This is a genomic window from Chryseobacterium sp. MYb328, from assembly GCF_037572595.1.
Classification (GTDB): domain Bacteria; phylum Bacteroidota; class Bacteroidia; order Flavobacteriales; family Weeksellaceae; genus Chryseobacterium; species Chryseobacterium pennae.
On record NZ_JBBGZQ010000001.1, the window covers coordinates 377,229 to 393,949 of the forward strand.

At 36.5% G+C, this 16,721-nt stretch carries 14 protein-coding genes; 9 read left to right on the plus strand and 5 right to left on the minus strand.

The annotated features are described in order from the left end of the window. The first annotated feature begins 172 nt into the window (after positions 1 to 172). The 9 genes from WH267_RS01870 to WH267_RS01910 all read left to right on the plus strand — a co-directional run bounded on the left by WH267_RS01870 (position 173) and on the right by WH267_RS01910 (position 11,068). On the plus strand, positions 173 to 1,123 hold the full coding sequence (locus WH267_RS01870) for a class II fructose-bisphosphate aldolase (protein ID WP_340005132.1): 951 nt from the start codon (positions 173 to 175) through the stop codon (positions 1,121 to 1,123). After that, positions 1,120 to 2,001: a myo-inosose-2 dehydratase gene (gene iolE, locus WH267_RS01875; RefSeq protein WP_340005134.1), complete on the plus strand. Its 882-nt coding sequence runs from the start codon at positions 1,120 to 1,122 to the stop codon at positions 1,999 to 2,001. The genes WH267_RS01870 and iolE overlap by 4 nt, the downstream gene beginning before the upstream one ends. 17 nt (positions 2,002 to 2,018) lie before the next feature. Next, a complete protein-coding gene (locus tag WH267_RS01880) occupies positions 2,019 to 3,050 on the plus strand; it encodes a Gfo/Idh/MocA family oxidoreductase (protein WP_340005136.1) in 1,032 nt (343 codons plus the stop codon). 26 nt (positions 3,051 to 3,076) lie between these two features. Further along, positions 3,077 to 3,943, plus strand: a complete 867-nt coding sequence (gene iolB / locus WH267_RS01885) for a 5-deoxy-glucuronate isomerase (RefSeq protein WP_340005138.1) — start codon at positions 3,077 to 3,079, stop codon at positions 3,941 to 3,943. Positions 3,944 to 3,964: 21 nt separating this feature from the next. Beyond that, complete coding sequence (iolC, locus tag WH267_RS01890) at positions 3,965 to 4,969, plus strand: 5-dehydro-2-deoxygluconokinase (RefSeq protein WP_123321432.1); 1,005 nt, start codon at positions 3,965 to 3,967, stop codon at positions 4,967 to 4,969. Between the two features lie 21 nt (positions 4,970 to 4,990). Continuing rightward, positions 4,991 to 6,871 carry a 3D-(3,5/4)-trihydroxycyclohexane-1,2-dione acylhydrolase (decyclizing) gene (gene iolD, locus WH267_RS01895; RefSeq protein ID WP_340005141.1) on the plus strand — a complete coding sequence of 627 codons (1,881 nt, stop codon included), beginning with the start codon at positions 4,991 to 4,993 and terminating at the stop codon, positions 6,869 to 6,871. 17 nt (positions 6,872 to 6,888) lie between these two features. Further along, positions 6,889 to 8,367, plus strand: a complete 1,479-nt coding sequence (locus WH267_RS01900; protein WP_228455797.1) for a CoA-acylating methylmalonate-semialdehyde dehydrogenase — start codon at positions 6,889 to 6,891, stop codon at positions 8,365 to 8,367. Between the two features lie 89 nt (positions 8,368 to 8,456). Next, a complete protein-coding gene (iolG, locus tag WH267_RS01905; RefSeq protein WP_340005145.1) occupies positions 8,457 to 9,434 on the plus strand; it encodes an inositol 2-dehydrogenase in 978 nt (325 codons plus the stop codon). 26 nt (positions 9,435 to 9,460) lie between these two features. Then, positions 9,461 to 11,068, plus strand: a complete 1,608-nt coding sequence (locus tag WH267_RS01910; RefSeq protein ID WP_340005147.1) for a solute:sodium symporter family transporter — start codon at positions 9,461 to 9,463, stop codon at positions 11,066 to 11,068. 150 nt (positions 11,069 to 11,218) lie between these two features. Here the strand turns inward: WH267_RS01910 and murI are convergent, their stop codons facing one another. From murI to WH267_RS01935, 5 genes are all read right to left on the minus strand, one after another. Continuing rightward, positions 11,219 to 12,049, minus strand: a complete 831-nt coding sequence (murI, locus tag WH267_RS01915) for a glutamate racemase (protein ID WP_115971720.1) — start codon at positions 12,047 to 12,049, stop codon at positions 11,219 to 11,221. A gap of 119 nt (positions 12,050 to 12,168) precedes the next feature. Next, positions 12,169 to 13,293 carry a radical SAM family heme chaperone HemW gene (hemW, locus tag WH267_RS01920; RefSeq protein WP_340005151.1) on the minus strand — a complete coding sequence of 375 codons (1,125 nt, stop codon included), beginning with the start codon at positions 13,291 to 13,293 and terminating at the stop codon, positions 12,169 to 12,171. 51 nt (positions 13,294 to 13,344) lie between these two features. After that, a complete protein-coding gene (locus WH267_RS01925; RefSeq protein ID WP_115971718.1) occupies positions 13,345 to 14,295 on the minus strand; it encodes a PorP/SprF family type IX secretion system membrane protein in 951 nt (316 codons plus the stop codon). A 51-nt stretch (positions 14,296 to 14,346) separates the two neighbouring features. After that, positions 14,347 to 15,420, minus strand: a complete 1,074-nt coding sequence (locus WH267_RS01930) for an RluA family pseudouridine synthase (protein ID WP_340005154.1) — start codon at positions 15,418 to 15,420, stop codon at positions 14,347 to 14,349. Between the two features lie 73 nt (positions 15,421 to 15,493). Next, a complete protein-coding gene (locus tag WH267_RS01935) occupies positions 15,494 to 16,585 on the minus strand; it encodes a PASTA domain-containing protein (RefSeq protein WP_340005156.1) in 1,092 nt (363 codons plus the stop codon). Positions 16,586 to 16,721 lie beyond the last annotated feature (136 nt).

The following is a 16,721-nucleotide window of genomic DNA, read 5'->3' on the forward strand; positions in this document are numbered from 1 at the left end:
CTCAAAGCACCTTAAAAACAATAAAAAAGCAAAAATTAAAATGAACTTTTAATAAATATTTGGCTATTTACAAATAAATATATAAATTCGTGTTCGAACACATTAATAAATTATTAAACAAAATTGCTAAATAATTAACTATAATATAATTAGAAACACAACTTAATTAACAATGATGAAAATTAATTCAGCAACCCTCTTAAAAGAAGCTTACGGGAAGTTTTGTATTCCGGCAATCAACGTTTCTATGCCCGAGCAGGTATATGCTTTGTTCAGCACAGCACAGAGAATGAATGCACCTTTTATTATTCAGACAACTCCTGCAGCCAGAGAATACATGCATCCCGTAATACTTCTTAATTATGTAAAAGCTGCTGCCAAACTATATCCGAATGTTCTTTTTGCTCTACACCTGGATCATGGCAATGAGTCTCATATTCATGACGCAATAGCATCAGGAGAGTATACTTCTGTAATGATTGATGCTTCTCATGATCCTTTGGAAAAAAATATTGAGCGAACAAAATTAATTACAACTCAGGCTCATCTTAAAAATATTTCTGTGGAAGCAGAACTTGGAGTGTTAAGCGGTGTAGAAGATCATTTGAATATAGATGAAGAGAATGCGCTTTACACCAACCCTGCTGATGTAGAATATTTTGTAAAAGAAGCAGGATGTGACAGCCTTGCTGTTGCCGTAGGTACAAGTCATGGAGCTTATAAATTTTCCGGAGGTAAAGGTCTTCGTTTCGATCTGCTAAAAGAAATTCAGCAAAGAGTACCTGGATTTCCAATTGTTTTACACGGCGCATCTTCTATAGATAATGAAGAAGTAAAACGAATTAATGCTACAGGAGGAAAAATAAAAGAAGATGCAAAAGGAATAACTGAAGAAGAAATAAGAAGAGCTATTCCTTATGGTATATGCAAACTCAATATCGCTACGGATCTCAGAATATTATGGATAAGAGTATTCAGAGAATATTTTCAGAACTACCCTGATCAATTGGATCCGTTAAAACCAGGCATTCAATATGCCGAAGAATTAAAAAAACTATTCGAAAAAAAATTTGAAATATTAGGCAACAACAATAAAACACAACTATATATAAAAAACTTATGATACAATTAGGAATTGCTCCAATTGGCTGGACTAATGACGACATGCCAGAACTAGGAAAAGACATTACTTTTGAGCAGTGTGTTAGCGAAATGGCACTGGCAGGCTATAAAGGCTGTGAGGTAGGAAATAAATATCCCAAAGATCCCTCCGTCTTAAAAAGGCATCTCGATATCAGAGGACTTACAATCTGTAACCAATGGTTTAGTTATGAATTCACATCCAAACCTTACGAAGAAGTAAAAAAAGGATTTATTGAACTACTAAATTTTCTAAAACATTTTGATACAAAAGTAGTAGGTGGTGCAGAATGTGGAAATACCATTCAGGGAGAATACAACACTCCTGTCACTCAGCGAAAAAAAGTAACCCATGAGGATTGGAAAAAACTAACCACTGGTCTAAATGAACTTGGAAAAATAGCATTGAATGATTTCGGTATAAAACTATCTTACCATCATCATATGGGGACAATGGTCCAAACCATCGAAGAAACAGAACGTCTTCTGAATGAAACACAAGAGGAATATGTAAGCCTCAATTATGATTGTGGTCACTTCGATTTTTCCAACGAAGATCCAATAGAAGCTCTGAAAAAATTTATTGGACGAACCAGACACATCCACTTTAAAGATGTAAGACAGAATATTAAAGAACAGGTTTATAAAGAGAATATCAGTTTCTTAAAGGCTGTAAAAATGGGTATCTATACAGTTCCGGGAGATGGTAACCTTAATATGAAGCCTCTAGCTGACATCATCCATAACAGCAGCTATGAAGGATGGATCGTAGTAGAGGCAGAACAAGATCCTGCCAATGCTAATCCTTTTGAATATGCTCAAAAAGGGTATCAATTTATGACCGAAATTTTAAAATTCTAAAAAAAGAAAAGCACTGTATGAAAAAACTGAATACCGGAATTGTCGGACTTGGTAGACTAGGTAAGGAATATGTCAAAAACCTCACCTATTTGGTTCCCAATGCTCATGTGATTGCAGCATGTAGTATCAAAAAAGAAGAATTGGATCATGTAAGAGAGGCCTTTCAAGTTCCTAATCTCTATACTTCTTACGAACAAATGCTTGAGCAGCAAACAGATATGGATGCTGTAATAATAGTAACATCTACGGATCAGCATGCAGACCAAATCATAAAAGCAGTACAAGCCGGGTATCATGTTTTTTGTGAAAAGCCTCTTGCTCTCAATATAGAAGACTGTATACGTGTCGAAAAGATCGTCGCCCAATACCCTGACCGGATTACTATGCTGGGATTTGTCCGAAGGTTTGACTCCAGCTATGCTGAAGCCAAACTCAAAATCAATGAAGGATTGGTAGGGACTCCTTATCTTTTGCGTTCCCAGACAATAGACAAAGATACTTTTGCTCCGTTTCAAATTGAATTTTGCACCACTGGTGGAGGAATCTTTCATGATTATAATGTACATGATATTGACCTTGCACATTGGTATCTGGGCTCCAGAATTGAAAAAGTATGGGCCCTGGGAGGAGCTTATAGATTCCCCGAATTTGGCTTAGCAGGAGATGCAGACAATACAGCTGCAATGTGTGAGCTGCAAAACGGAACCATAGCTGTATTACTGGCATCCAGAATTTCCTCTTTCGGACACAACACCAGTACAGAAATTTTTGCAACAGAAGGCAATTTGAAAATAGGTGACCCTCCGGTTAAAAACATGCTTCAAATAGCAGATAAATATGGTATCCGAAGAGAAGGAATGGAAACATTCTTTGACAGATTTCAAGATGCATTTCTAACACAGATCCAATCTTTTGTTGATCATGTCTTAGAAAACAAACAACCCGAGCTTACGATGAACAATGCAACGAACGCTACTCTGGTGGCTACCGCATTAACAAAATCCTTCAAGGAGAAAAAACCGATCATTATTGCTGACTTAGTCTCTTAGATCAAAAACCTTTAATAAGAACACAAATGAACATTTTAATAAAACCTCAAAAACAAAAAATTTATCAAACAATTTCTGCTGAAAACGCAGGTTGGAAATGGTTAAATTTTGAAACCCGTCTTATGGGCCCAAACGAAACCTGGGCCTATGATACGGGAGGGAACGAGATGGTTATTGTATTATTATCTGGCAATTACAAAGTAGAAAGCAACAGAGGGAATTGGGAAATCAAAAACGGAAGAAAAAACGTCTTTGAGGGCGTAGCACATACCCTTTATCTTCCAAGAAAAACACAATTTACGCTGATATCAACTTCTGAAGTCTTAGATATTGCTTATTGCTGGTGCAAGGCTGATAGTGATTTTGAACCCCAACTAATCACTCCTGAAGAAACGCCTACCGTAATTTTTGGTGGAAGCAATGCCACCAGACAATTCAATGACCTCATCCCACCAGGATTTGGATGCTCCCGAATTGTATGCAGAGAAGTATATACCCCATCCGGAAACTGGAGCTCATTCCCAGCCCATAAACATGACGAAAGAATTGTAAACAACGAGGGACAATTGCTGGAAGCTCAACTGGAAGAAATCTACTTTTATAAATTTCAGAAGCCTGAAGCTTATGCCATTCAACAGATTTATACAAAAGATGAGAAGGATTCCTTAGATGAGATAGTACGGGCTAGAAATAATGATGCTGTGTTAGTTCCAAAAGGATATCATCCTGTGGCAGCTGCACATGGTTACCATTGTTATTATTTAAATTTTCTCGCAGGTTCAGATCAGTCTCTGGCCAATACAACCGACAGTGACTATCAATGGATTTTTGATTCATGGGAGGAAAAGGATCCTCGTCTTCCTTTGGTAACTCCCGCTATGAATAATCAATAAACGATTAATAAAAAGTAAAAAATGAAATTTGACCTATTAACATTCGGAAGAGCCAGCATAGATTTATATTCCAAAAATATCGGCGCTGAGTTTAATGATATCCAATTACTAAGTACAGCTATTGGCGGTTCCCCTGTCAATATATCTGTGGGTGCACAGAGATTAGGACTTAAAACCAGCATTGTTACAGCAATTGGGAATGACCCTGTAGGTGGTTTTATTATTAATACGCTGCAACAGGAAAAAGTAGATGTTTCTCTTATTAATACAATTGAAGGTACTACAAGTACCGCCGTAGTTTGTGGTATTGTACCTCCTGATAAATTTCCATTGGTATTTTATCGGGACAAAGCTCCTGATAATTACATCACAATTGATATGGTAAATACAATAGATTTTGCACAACACAGATCCTTTTTAATGACTGGTACTGCATTGTCTGTAGAACCTACCCGAAGTGCAGCTATTTATGCTACTGAAAAAGCCAGAGCTAAAGGAACAACAATATTTTTAGATATTGATTTCAGAGCCAACCTATGGCATGATGTAAGAGCATTTGGAGTAACCCTTCGCCAATATCTCCCGCTTTGTGATATTGTTATCGGAACAGAAGAAGAACTTTTAGCCATGGGCCTTACAGATTCTGATCAGGTAAAAATTAAAGACAGTGCTATTTCTTCCCCTACCATAGAAGGAGATATCAATGTCGTAATAAAACAAATACTATCCTCAGGAGTTAAGCTTTTATTAGTAAAAACAGGAGCTAAAGGAGTTATAGCTTATTATCCTGATGGCAAAGAAGAAAGCATCCCCGGATTTCCTGTAGAAGTTGTCAATGTATTGGGAGCCGGAGATTCATTTGCTTCAGGGTTCATCTATGGATATCTGCAAAATTGGGACACTTATAAATCTGCCCGCCTTGCCAATGCTTGCGGTGCATGGATTGTAACTAAGCAGGGATGCAGTAATTATGCTCCCACATATGACGAAATTATCCAATTTATTGAGGACAAAGGAGGCTTTTAAATCTATCAACCCCCTAAAATTATGAAAACGAAAAAATTAACTGTAGCCCAGGCTACCATTGAATTTTTAAAAAATCAATACACAAAAAGAGATGATAGGGAGCAACAGTTTTTTGCAGGATGCTTCGGAATTTTTGGTCACGGAAATGTTGCAGGATTGGGAGAAGCGTTGAAACAAAATCCAGACTTTACATACTATCAGACCCGACATGAACAAGCCATGGTGCATACTGCTGCAGCTTATGCAAAGATGAAAAACAGGTTGCAAACTTTTGTATGCACAACATCCATAGGACCGGGAGCTCTCAATATGATCACTGCTGCTGCCGGAGCTACTATTAACAGGCTCCCTGTATTATTGCTTCCCGGAGATTTTTTTGCAACCCGTTCAGCATCTCCATTATTACAGCAATTAGAATCCTGTCAGAGTCAGGATATTTCTGTCAATGACTGCTTCAAACCCATTTCAAAATATTGGGATCGTATCCAACGTCCGGAACAGCTTACTTCATCCTTACTTGAAGCTATGAGGGTTCTCACATCACCAGCAGAAACCGGCGCTGTTACCTTGGCTCTTCCTCACGATGTACAAACAGAAGCTTATGATTTCCCTATATCACTTTTTGAAAAAAGAGTTTGGTACATTCCGAGGCCTTTACCTGACTTCCAATTATTACAATACGCTGCAAACCTTATCAGAAAATCAAAAAGACCAATGCTTATTGCAGGAGGTGGAGTCATCTACTCTGAAGCAGAAGAAGAATTAAAATCATTTGCAGAACGATTCGGGATTCCAGTTGTTGAAACTTATGCGGGGAAAGGTTCATTACATTATGAGCACCCTCTTAATCTTGGAGCAATAGGAGGAACAGGAACCAAAGGTGCTAATAAAATTGCAGAAGAGGCAGATCTGGTCATTGGAATAGGTACTCGTTATGGAGATTTTATGTCCGCTTCAAAATCAGCCTGGAAAAATCCAGATGTCACTTTCATCAATATCAACATTACAGAAGTTGACGTTTTCAAGCATAGTGCTGTTCCTTTACAAGGAGATGCAAGAGAAACTCTCAAGACCTTAAAGGATGTAATTGGAGATTATTGTACAGAAAAAAATTATGTAGAACACGTACATAATTATCACAAAGAATGGGATGAAATAGTAACAAAAATATATGAGTGTGAAAATCCAGATCATCCGGTACAGGCAGAATATATAGGAGCTCTTAATGATTTTATAGATGATAAAGATGTTGTTCTATGCGCAGCAGGTTCTCTGCCAGGAGATCTACATAAACTTTGGAGAACCAAAAGCTCAAAAGGTTTTCATCTTGAATATGGAAATTCTTGCATGGGATATGAAATACCCGGAGGACTTGGGGCTAAAATGGCAGATCCAGACAGGGAAATATATGTAATGTGCGGTGATGCTACCTATCTTATGATGCCTTCTGACTTGATTACTACATTACAGGAAGGTTATAAAATTACCATAATACTCATCAACAATGGCGGATACGCTTCTATAGGAGGACTTTCAAAAGCTGTTGGTGAAGAAGGGTTCGGAACTTACTTTAATTATAGAAATGAAAAAACAGGTCAGTTAGACGGAGATCCAATTATGACGGATCTGGCCAAAAATGCAGAAAGTCTAGGAGCTACAGTTTTCCGACCACAAAATATAGATGAGTTTAAGGAAAGCCTTATAAAAGCTAAAAATAATAAGGAATCAACTGTTATTTACGTAGAAACCATCAGGGATAGAAAGCTTCAGGGCTATGCTTACTCATGGTGGGAGGTACCTGTTCCTGAAATATCGGTTTTCCCTGAGGTCATTGAGGCCAGAAAACAGTATGAGCTAGATAAGCAGAAACAAAAACAATATATAAAACCTAATCAATATTAATTATTCAAATAAAATCAATGATGAAAACATTAGAAAATTACATCAACGGGCAATGGGAAAGGAGTAATTCAACTCAGCAAATCCCAATATACAACCCAGCAAATCAGGAAATAACAGCACAAGTACCTTATGGTCCAGATACAGTAAAAGATGTTCATAAAGCAATAGAACACGCCCATAAAGCTTATTTAGAGTGGAAAGATGTTCCTGCAATGAGAAGAGTACAGCCACTATTTAAAATGAAAACTTTATTGGAAGATCATAAGGAGGAAATTGCTAAACTCATTACTAATGAATGCGGAAAAACCTATGCTGAGTCTTTAGGGGAGCTACAAAGAGCAATTGAAAATATTGAAGTAGCATGTGGAACCTATGTTCTTAATCAGTCTGAATTTTCAGAAAATATAGCTCCGGGAATTGATGAATTTATGATCAGACAACCATTAGGAGTTTGTGCTTGTATTACTCCTTTTAACTTTCCTGGAATGATCCCTTTTTGGTTTCTCCCTTATGCTATTGCTACCGGAAATGCCTTTATCCTAAAACCATCAGAAAAAGTTCCTACTGCCATGCAGTATATATTTGAACTCATTGACAAAAATTTAGACCTGCCAAAAGGTTTACTAAGTCTTGTCCACGGAGGAAAAGATTCTGTAGATGCATTGCTACAACACCCAGATGTAAAAGCTATTAGTTTTGTAGGTTCTACTCAGGTTGCCAGATATATTTATTCTGAAGGAGCTAAATACGGGAAACGAGTACAAGCACAAGGAGGAGCAAAAAATCCAATCGTTATTATGCCTGATGCTGACATTGATATGACTACAAAAATCATAACTGATTCAGTATACGGATGTGCAGGACAACGATGTCTGGCCGCTTCAATCATTATTACAGTAGGTGACAATAAAAATATAAAAGACTCACTAGTAGAAGCCGCAAAATCAAGAAAAGTAGGCTACGGACTAGAAAAAGATATAGAAATGGGACCTGTAATTTCTAAAGAAAGCAAAAGCAGAATTGAATCCCTTATTCAAAAAGGAGTCGCCGAAGGAGCAAATATTTTAGTGGATGGAACTAACAAAAATGTTTCAGGATTTGAAAATGGAAATTTCCTTTATCCAACCATTTTAGAAAACGTGCCTTTAAATAAAGAAATTATCTCTACTGAAATCTTCGGTCCGGTAATGACTTTACTTAACTTTAAATCTATGGAGGATTCCATTCAATTTATCAATAGTGGACGCTATGGAAATATGGCCTGTATTTTTACACAAGACGGTCTTTCTGCACGTCAATTCCGTAGTCAAGCTATGGCTGGAAATATAGGAGTAAATGTAGGAGTTGCCGCTCCTGTAGCACAGTTTCCATTTTCAGGATGGAAAGACTCCTTCTTTGGAGATCTTCATGCACAAGGTAGACACGGAATTGAATTTTACACTCAAACAAAAGTTGTTATTGAGCGCTGGCCAAAAACCTGGTCAAGAACATTCTAATTTTCTCATATACATTTTAACGCAAAAATAAATATCCCGTAAAACTATGGGATACAGTAATCAACAATATAAATGAAACAATAAATAAAGTGAACAATAAATTAAAAATAGGCATAATAGGGCTTGGAAGAATAGGACAAGTGCATCTTGCTGCGCTAAAAACATTAAAGGATGTTGATGTTGTGGCTGTATCTGACATTTCACCAGATCTTATAAAAAACACAGTAGAAGAATACCAAATTCCTAATTTTTATACCGACTATCGCCTGCTATTGCATCAAAAAGATATTGATGCGGTATGGATATGTTCTCCTACTACTTATCATTTTACTCAAGTGAAGGAAGCATTGGATAACAATAAATTTGTATTCTGTGAAAAACCCCTGGATGCTGAGCTTAGTAAGATAGAAACTCTCATTAATTCCTACTCTGATCTTTCATTACGGCTTATGGTAGGTTTTAATCGTCGGTTTGATCCAGATTTTGCTACCGTAAAGAAAAGACTTCAAGAAATTGGTAAACCAGTCATTATTAAAATAACAAGTAGAGATCCTTTCCCTCCTTCTGCTGAATACAGCAGACAGTCTGGTGGCATTTATAACGACATGAGCATTCATGATCTGGATATGGCACGCTTTATAAGTGGAAGTGAGGTAGAAGAAGTCATTGCCATAGGCTCAAAAAACTATACAGAAGATATAGATACAACGCTTATTACTCTGAAGTTTAAAAATGGGATCATTTGTAATATAGACAATAGCCGGAAAGCATCCTATGGTTACGATCAACGTCTGGAAGTACTGGGACATGATGGAATGATTTCCGCAGAAAACAAAAAAATCACCAATGTTCAATTTTACTCTGACAGTAATATTCAAAGTAGTGTCTTAGAGCCTTTTTTTCTTGAAAGATATAAACAGTCATATATAGAGGAAGCCAAAGAATTTATCACAGCAATAAAGGAAAAAAAAGAATTCCCTTCTACTGCAAATGATGCTCTTCAGGCTTCAATACTAGCCCATGCCTGCGGCCAATCATTAGAAAAAAAGCAAATGATTTTTCTATAAAAAATTAACAATTAAATCTTAATATCATGTTTACCATACTAATCCCTTTTCTGTTATTTACCGCCGGAGTAGCTTTCATTTCATGGTGGTATACCCGAAAAACCGAATTGACACATTCTTCCATTGGATATTTTTTGGGAGGACGAAATCTTAGTGCTATTTTAATTACAGCCTCATTGTTGCTTACAAACTTATCTACGGAGCACTTAGTCGGACTTAACGGAAGTGCATACGCCTTTGGAATGGAAGTAATGGCATGGGAAACTTTAGCTGCTTTAGCTTTAGTACTTATGGCAGTTTACTTTCTTCCGAGATACCTTAAAATGGGATTGGTTACTATCACAGAGTTTTTAGAACTTCGTTATGATAAACAGACTAGGGTAATCTGTTCCGGATTATTCCTTCTGCTCTATATAACAACTCTTCTTCCTATTGTACTCTACACAGGAGCTATTTCTTTAGAAAGTATTTTCAATGTTTCAGAAAATCTAAATATTGATAAATTTACAGCTATGATCATGATGGTAGTAGGAATTGGTATTTTAGGATCATTATATGCTATTCTAGGAGGTTTAAAAGCTGTTGCCATTTCAGACCTTATTAACGGAATAGGCCTTATCATTGGAGGATCGTTGATCCCTATACTCGCTTTTTATAAAATAGGAGACGGAAGCTTCACAACTGGGATACATACAGTATTTGAAGCTGTTCCCGATCGTTTCAACGCTGTAGGAGAATCCACCTCAGATGTCCCATTTTCCGTAATTTTTACAGGAATGTTTATTCCCCAGATATTTTATTGGACCATGAACCAGTCTATTATCCAGAGAGCATTTGCTGCAAAAAACTTGGCTGAAGGACAAAAAGGAGTATTATTGACTGCTTTTTTTAAAATTTTCATTCCTTTCATTGTTGTTGTACCAGGTATTATTGCATTTTATTACTTTAAAAACAGTCTTAATGATCCAGACTATGCCTATCCCGAATTGGTAAAAGCAGTACTCCCGACTAGTGCTATCGGTATTTTTGCTGCAATAGTTGTAGGGGCTATCTTAAGTACTTTTAACGGTGCATTAAACAGTGCTTCTACATTATTTTCTATTGATATTTACAAAGGCTATATAAAACAAGATGCCAGTGAAACTGAAATTGTCAAATTTGGAAAAAAAAGTGGAACTATTATGGCAATAGTATCTATGATTATCGCTCCATTTATCAGTATGGCGGGTAAAGGACTGTATATCATACTCCAAGAATTCAGTTCAATTTTCAACATGCCTATTTTTGCGATTATAATAGCAGGTTTATTATTGCCAAAAGTTTCTGCAAAAGCAGCTAAAATAGGATTAATATTCGGTACTATACTTTACTTATTCTCTAAATTTGGCTTGGATGCGATGGGAATACATATTCATTTCTTACATCGTTTAGCTGTCGCATTTTTTGTAACGATTATAACACTGATTATTGCAAGTAAATATTATCCTAGAAAAAATAATTTTATCATTCAGGATACAGGAGCTATCAATGTAGAAAATTGGAAATATTTAAAACCTGCCTGCATTTTTATTGCAATCCTTACTATTCTGGTATTCGTTCTTTTAAGCCCAGTAGGAATCATACCTAAACAATAAGAGTTTATATATTTTCCGATTTGAACTTCACAGCCACTTAATATATTTTTAGAAGCGGACTGCCGGTAATATACATTTTACCGGCAGTCTCTTTATTTTCAGCAATTTTTCTGGTCTTTATCTTCTTAAGAGAAACCATAGCTATATATACTATAATACTTTTAATTCTAAATCAATTGTTTTCCCAAAGAACTTCTTCGAAATCTTCTCGAAGTTTTTTGTCAAATCCGAAAGATAGAAATGATAATTGGGATTGGGATTATTATCATTGAGTAGATTATATTTATCCAAAATGATTTTCAGGTGATTGGCTACAATATTGGGAGAATCTATAACACGAACTCTGTTTCCATAATACTGCTTAATTTCATCAATTAAAAGTGGATAGTGGGTACATCCTAAAATCAGCGTTTCAATATTTTTAAGTTTACTATTACTTAGATAGTTGTAAATAATAGCATGTGTGATCGGGTGATTTTTAAATCCTTCTTCAATGGCAGGAACCAGTAAAGGAGTGGCCAGTTCATCTACTTTGATCCATTTATTATGCTTTCTGATGCTTTTTTTATACAGCCCTGAGTTCACAGTAGCCTTGGTAGCAATCACCCCCACATTATTATGAATTTCATAAGATACTTTTTCAGCAACGGGATTAATAACGTCTATAACAGGAACTTTTCCGGCCACCGACTGCATCACTTCATTTAGAGCATTGGCTGTAGCCGTATTACATGCTATTACAATCGCTTTGCAATTTTGCTTCAGCAGAAAATTGGTAATCTTTGTAGAATATTCTATAATTGCTTCTTTAGACTTTTCACCATAAGGAAGGTGTTTGGTATCTCCAAAATAGATAAGATCTTCATTAGGCAAAAGCCTTTTGATTTCCTTAGCAACAGTAAGACCTCCTACTCCACTATCAAAAATACCGATAGGCTGGCTGGATGAAAGATGCGAATAATCTTGTTTTTTAGTTTTCAAATGAACTGAAATTTTATACAAAATTAATGAATTTACGTTGTATTTACATTGTATTATCTTGGATTTAATACAATATTCTTAAGGTACAGCAAATTACTTACACTGAATTTTGCCCGTCATTAAACCATAAATAAATCCGAAGCAATTCCATCTGCCATAAACCAATGTTTTTCCGGAATTTTCAGATGATCATTTTCTATGGTTAAAATACCTTCTTCCATTTTCTGTCTGATCTCATATTGAAAATGCTCAATGAACCGGTTATCAAACTTTTCTTTTAAGCTTTTCAGGTCTACCCCCCAAATGGTACGTAAACCGATCATTATCATTTCATTAAACTGATCTTCCTTAGACAGAATTTCTTCTTCTTTGGCTAAAATTTTTGTACTGAGTTTTTTAATGTATTGTTGATTGTTAGCTACATTCCAGCTTCTTACATCAAATCCGTTATAAGAATGTGCAGAAGGGCCAATTCCTAAATATTCCTGATACTTCCAATAGGCTGAATTATGTCTGGAATAGAAGCCAGGTTTTGCAAAGTTTGAAACTTCATAGTGTTCAAAACCATTATCTTTTAAAAAGTCTGATAAGTAATAGAACTCTCTGTTCTGTTCTTCTTCTTTCGGACTTTTAACTTTACCTTTTGAAATCCAGTTTTCAAGAGCTGTTTTAGGCTCAACTGTTAAGGCATAAGAGGAAATATGGGGAACTTCCAAAGCCATGGTTTTATACAAATTCTCTTTCCAGATCTCCAGATTAGAGGTAGGTGAACCGTAAATAAGGTCTATACTCAGGTTTTCAAATCCAAAATCCTGGGCACGTTTAATAGATCCTTCTGCTTCTGAAGCAGTATGGGCACGGTTCATCAGTTTAAGATCCTCTTCAAAGAAACTTTGTGTTCCTATAGACAGCCGGTTAACAGGGGTTCCCGCAAGCTGCTTTAAAAAATTTTTATCCAGATCATCCGGATTGGCTTCCAGAGTAATCTCAATATCTTTTTCAAAGCTGAAATAATGTAAAACCTCATCAATTAAAGAATTAATCTCATCCACTGAAAGGATGGAAGGAGTTCCACCACCAAAATACAGGGATTTCAGGCTCTGGTTCTGCAATTCGTCCTTTCTAAGCTGTATTTCGGTTTTCATGGCAAGAAGCATTTCATCCTTAAAGTTCAGGGATGTTGAAAAATGGAAATTACAATAGCTGCATTTCTGCTTACAGAAGGGAATGTGAATATATATCATAAAAAAAGCCCTGAAAAAATTCAGAGCTCAAATTTATTTAAATTAAATTGATTAATATCTATATCCTCGAACATTAATAAAGTTATCAAAATTATAACCCAGCCCGATCATGAAGCTGTTTCCTCCGTACTGCTGAATATCAGATAATCCAAGGTTATAAGTAGCTCCAATCATAAATTTATTGAATCTTACTTTAACAACCGGAGCAATTTCCAATTGCTGACTGTCAAATCTGTTCTGAGCAGATCTATAACTTACCCCAACAGAGAATGCATTCACTTCATTAGAGAATGTAGCCATCAGGTTATAATCCATTACTCTTGTTGAATTGGTATTCAGGTTAATCATTGCTGCAGGTGTCAACATGATGTTATCAGCAATATGCCAGTTATATCCTAAGTTTAAGAAGAATTTAATTGGAGAAGGCTCAAATCCGTTTACAATAGGCTTATCGTTACCTAATGCAATATCATTTACGGAAACACCCCCGAAAAGGTTTCTATAGGTAGCTGCCAAACCGAAATTAGCATACGCCATGAAAATACTCTGTTCACTGCCATTTACTAATGGATCTCCCTGCTCTTCAACGTTGACTTTAGTAAAATCAAAATTTCTATTATACAAACTAATACTTGTACCGAAAGAGAACTGATCTTTTCTGTCTCCCTCACTACTCAAAGGAATGAAGTATGAAGCACCTGCTGTAATTCCTCCAGCAGATTCTGCACCGTTACTGTCTCTGAATATGGTAAGACCGGCACCTACTCTATCGAATATGTTAGCATTGATTCCCACAGATTGTACATTTGGGGATTCGCTGAATTTGGAAAATTGTTTTTGATAAATGGCATTGAGCTGTACGTAGTCTGTTTTACCGTACTGAGCTGGGTTGAACAGGAAGTCACCATCCAAAAGATACTGTTGATAATATGGTAGTGATTCTTGTGCTTTGTATGCATTTGACAAAAGAGCTAAACATACGATAGCATATAGTTTTCTCATAACAAATCTTGATTTCAATTCAACAAATATAAAAAAATTCTCAATATATTTTTAGTTTTCTAAATAATTTCTCCATTTTTTTACAGCATCCGCCATATCTTTGGGCATTGGGCTTTCAAAATATAATTCCTTTTTTGTTGTAGGATGTATAAATCCGAGGGTATGTGCATGCAGGGCATGTCTTGGTAGAATTTCAAAGACATTTTTAATAAATTGCTTATACTTTGGAATATTCACACCTCTTAAAGGGGTATGCCCTTCATAACGCTCATCATTAAATAAAGTATGCCCAATATGCTTGAAGTGTGCCCTGATCTGATGGGTTCTTCCTGTTTCAAGCTTACATTCCACCCATGTCATATACTTAAACCTTTCCAATACTTTATAATGGGTAACCGCGTGTTTTCCCTGGCTTCCGTCTTCGTATACAGACATCTGCATTCTGTTTTTAGGATGCCTTCCGATATGTCCCCTGATGGTTCCTTCATCTTCCTGAGGATTTCCCCATACAAAAGCCCAGTACAGCCTCTTAGTGGTTCTGTTGAAAAACTGCTTGGCCAGAAAACTTAATGCATATTCATTTTTAGCGACTACCAGAAGTCCGGAAGTATCCTTATCAATCCTATGAACAAGCCCTACCCTGTCAAGATCAGATTTTGCACCATTTTTCTCAAAATGAAATGCCAGAGCATTCACCAAAGTTCCATCCCAATTTCCATGTCCTGGATGTACCACCATTCCTGGTTCTTTATCTACAACTACCAGATCATCATCTTCATATATTATATTAATAGGAATATCCTGTGGGATAATCACGTTTTCCCTTGGCGGACGGGTTAACAGCACAGAAATCTGATCTCCCGGTTTTACACGGTAATTCTGCTTTACTGCAGCACCATTCACTATAACGTTTCCAGCTCTGCAGGTCTGAGAAATTTTATTCCTTGAAGAATTTTGACGGTGTATTAAAAGAAACTTATCTATTCTTAATGGTTCCTGTCCGGGATCCGCAGTGATATTAAGATGTTCATATAAACCTTTATTTTCCTCATCAATATCGATAGTATCAATACTGTTGGAATCCAATAATCCTTCATCTAAAAAATCTTCGTTATCTTCTGACATTGTATTTATTTTTTTACACAAAAGGCTTCAACATTTTGCAGTTGAAGCCTATATTTTTATTATTAATTTGCAGTTATTCTACAACTACTTTCTTAGCTTTCGGCTTTTGGGCTGGTTGCTGAGTAGTAGTGGAGGCGGCAGGTTTTGCTGCCGTTCCTGTAGCCGGAGTACTGGTAGAAGCCTTAGGTTTCTCTGTCCCTGTACTTGTTGGCTTAGGGGTGGTAGACTGAGGTTTAGAAGTCTCTGTTTTCGGAGCTTCGGTCTTTGGAGTTTCTCTTCTAGGAGCCGGAGGAGGCACTACCGGTGCTTCATAACTTGGTTCATTATGAACTTCCTCATATCGTACCGGCGGCAGAGAAGTATCTACTTTCATTCGGTAAATAGAATTCAACTGCTCCACTTTTGCTCTAAGCTCTGCCGGAGTTTTCTTACTTGCCCAAAGGTCAATCTGCATCCCCTGGTCACGGACATCCCCTGGAGCTGGATCCTGATAATAGATAATATCAGATTCATCCTTTCCGCCATCTTCATATTCTACCAATCCTACTTCAAACATACTCTTCGTAATCACAGCTCTTGCTTCTTTTACGGAAAGTCCCACTACATTAGGAATAGAAATATTTCTCATTGGACCTGATCCTACCACAACGTCAATTACGGAGAACCTAGGAAGACGGGCACCCGGATTTACAGCATTTCCTTTATATAAAATTCTTAAAAGAGCATCTTTCTGAATACTCGGTTCATAAATAGTATCCCCGATTTTCAGACCAACCTGATCCAATCTCTGGAATGCCAGTCCTGAATATTTGTTGATAACATCCGGAACAGCAATCTGAGCCCATGTTCTAGGATTCACTTTAAGCCGCACTGTTCTTCCATCCTTTACACGGGAACCCGGAGCAGGATAGATTTGTAAAACCTGAAATGGTCTGTATTTAGGGTCATAATTGGCACTGTCTACTTCATATTCCAAACCTGTATCATCTAATATTTTAACAGCATCATGTACAGATTTATTAACAACATTGGGAACAGGAATTTCCTGACCGTGATTAGTATGGTACTCTAACCAGCGGAACGTAAGCCATACAAGACCCACGAAAACACCGATTGCCACAACTAAATTCACTAAAACTTTCCAATTGAAAAGTGATTTAAGCATACTTAAAAATACTTTAATTATAACCGCAAATATAGCTAATAATTTTAGAATGGACTTTTTATTTAACACAATTCATTTTTGATTTGAAAATTTCCTGATTTCCCATATTGCATTGCATAAAATGTTTAAATTTGCC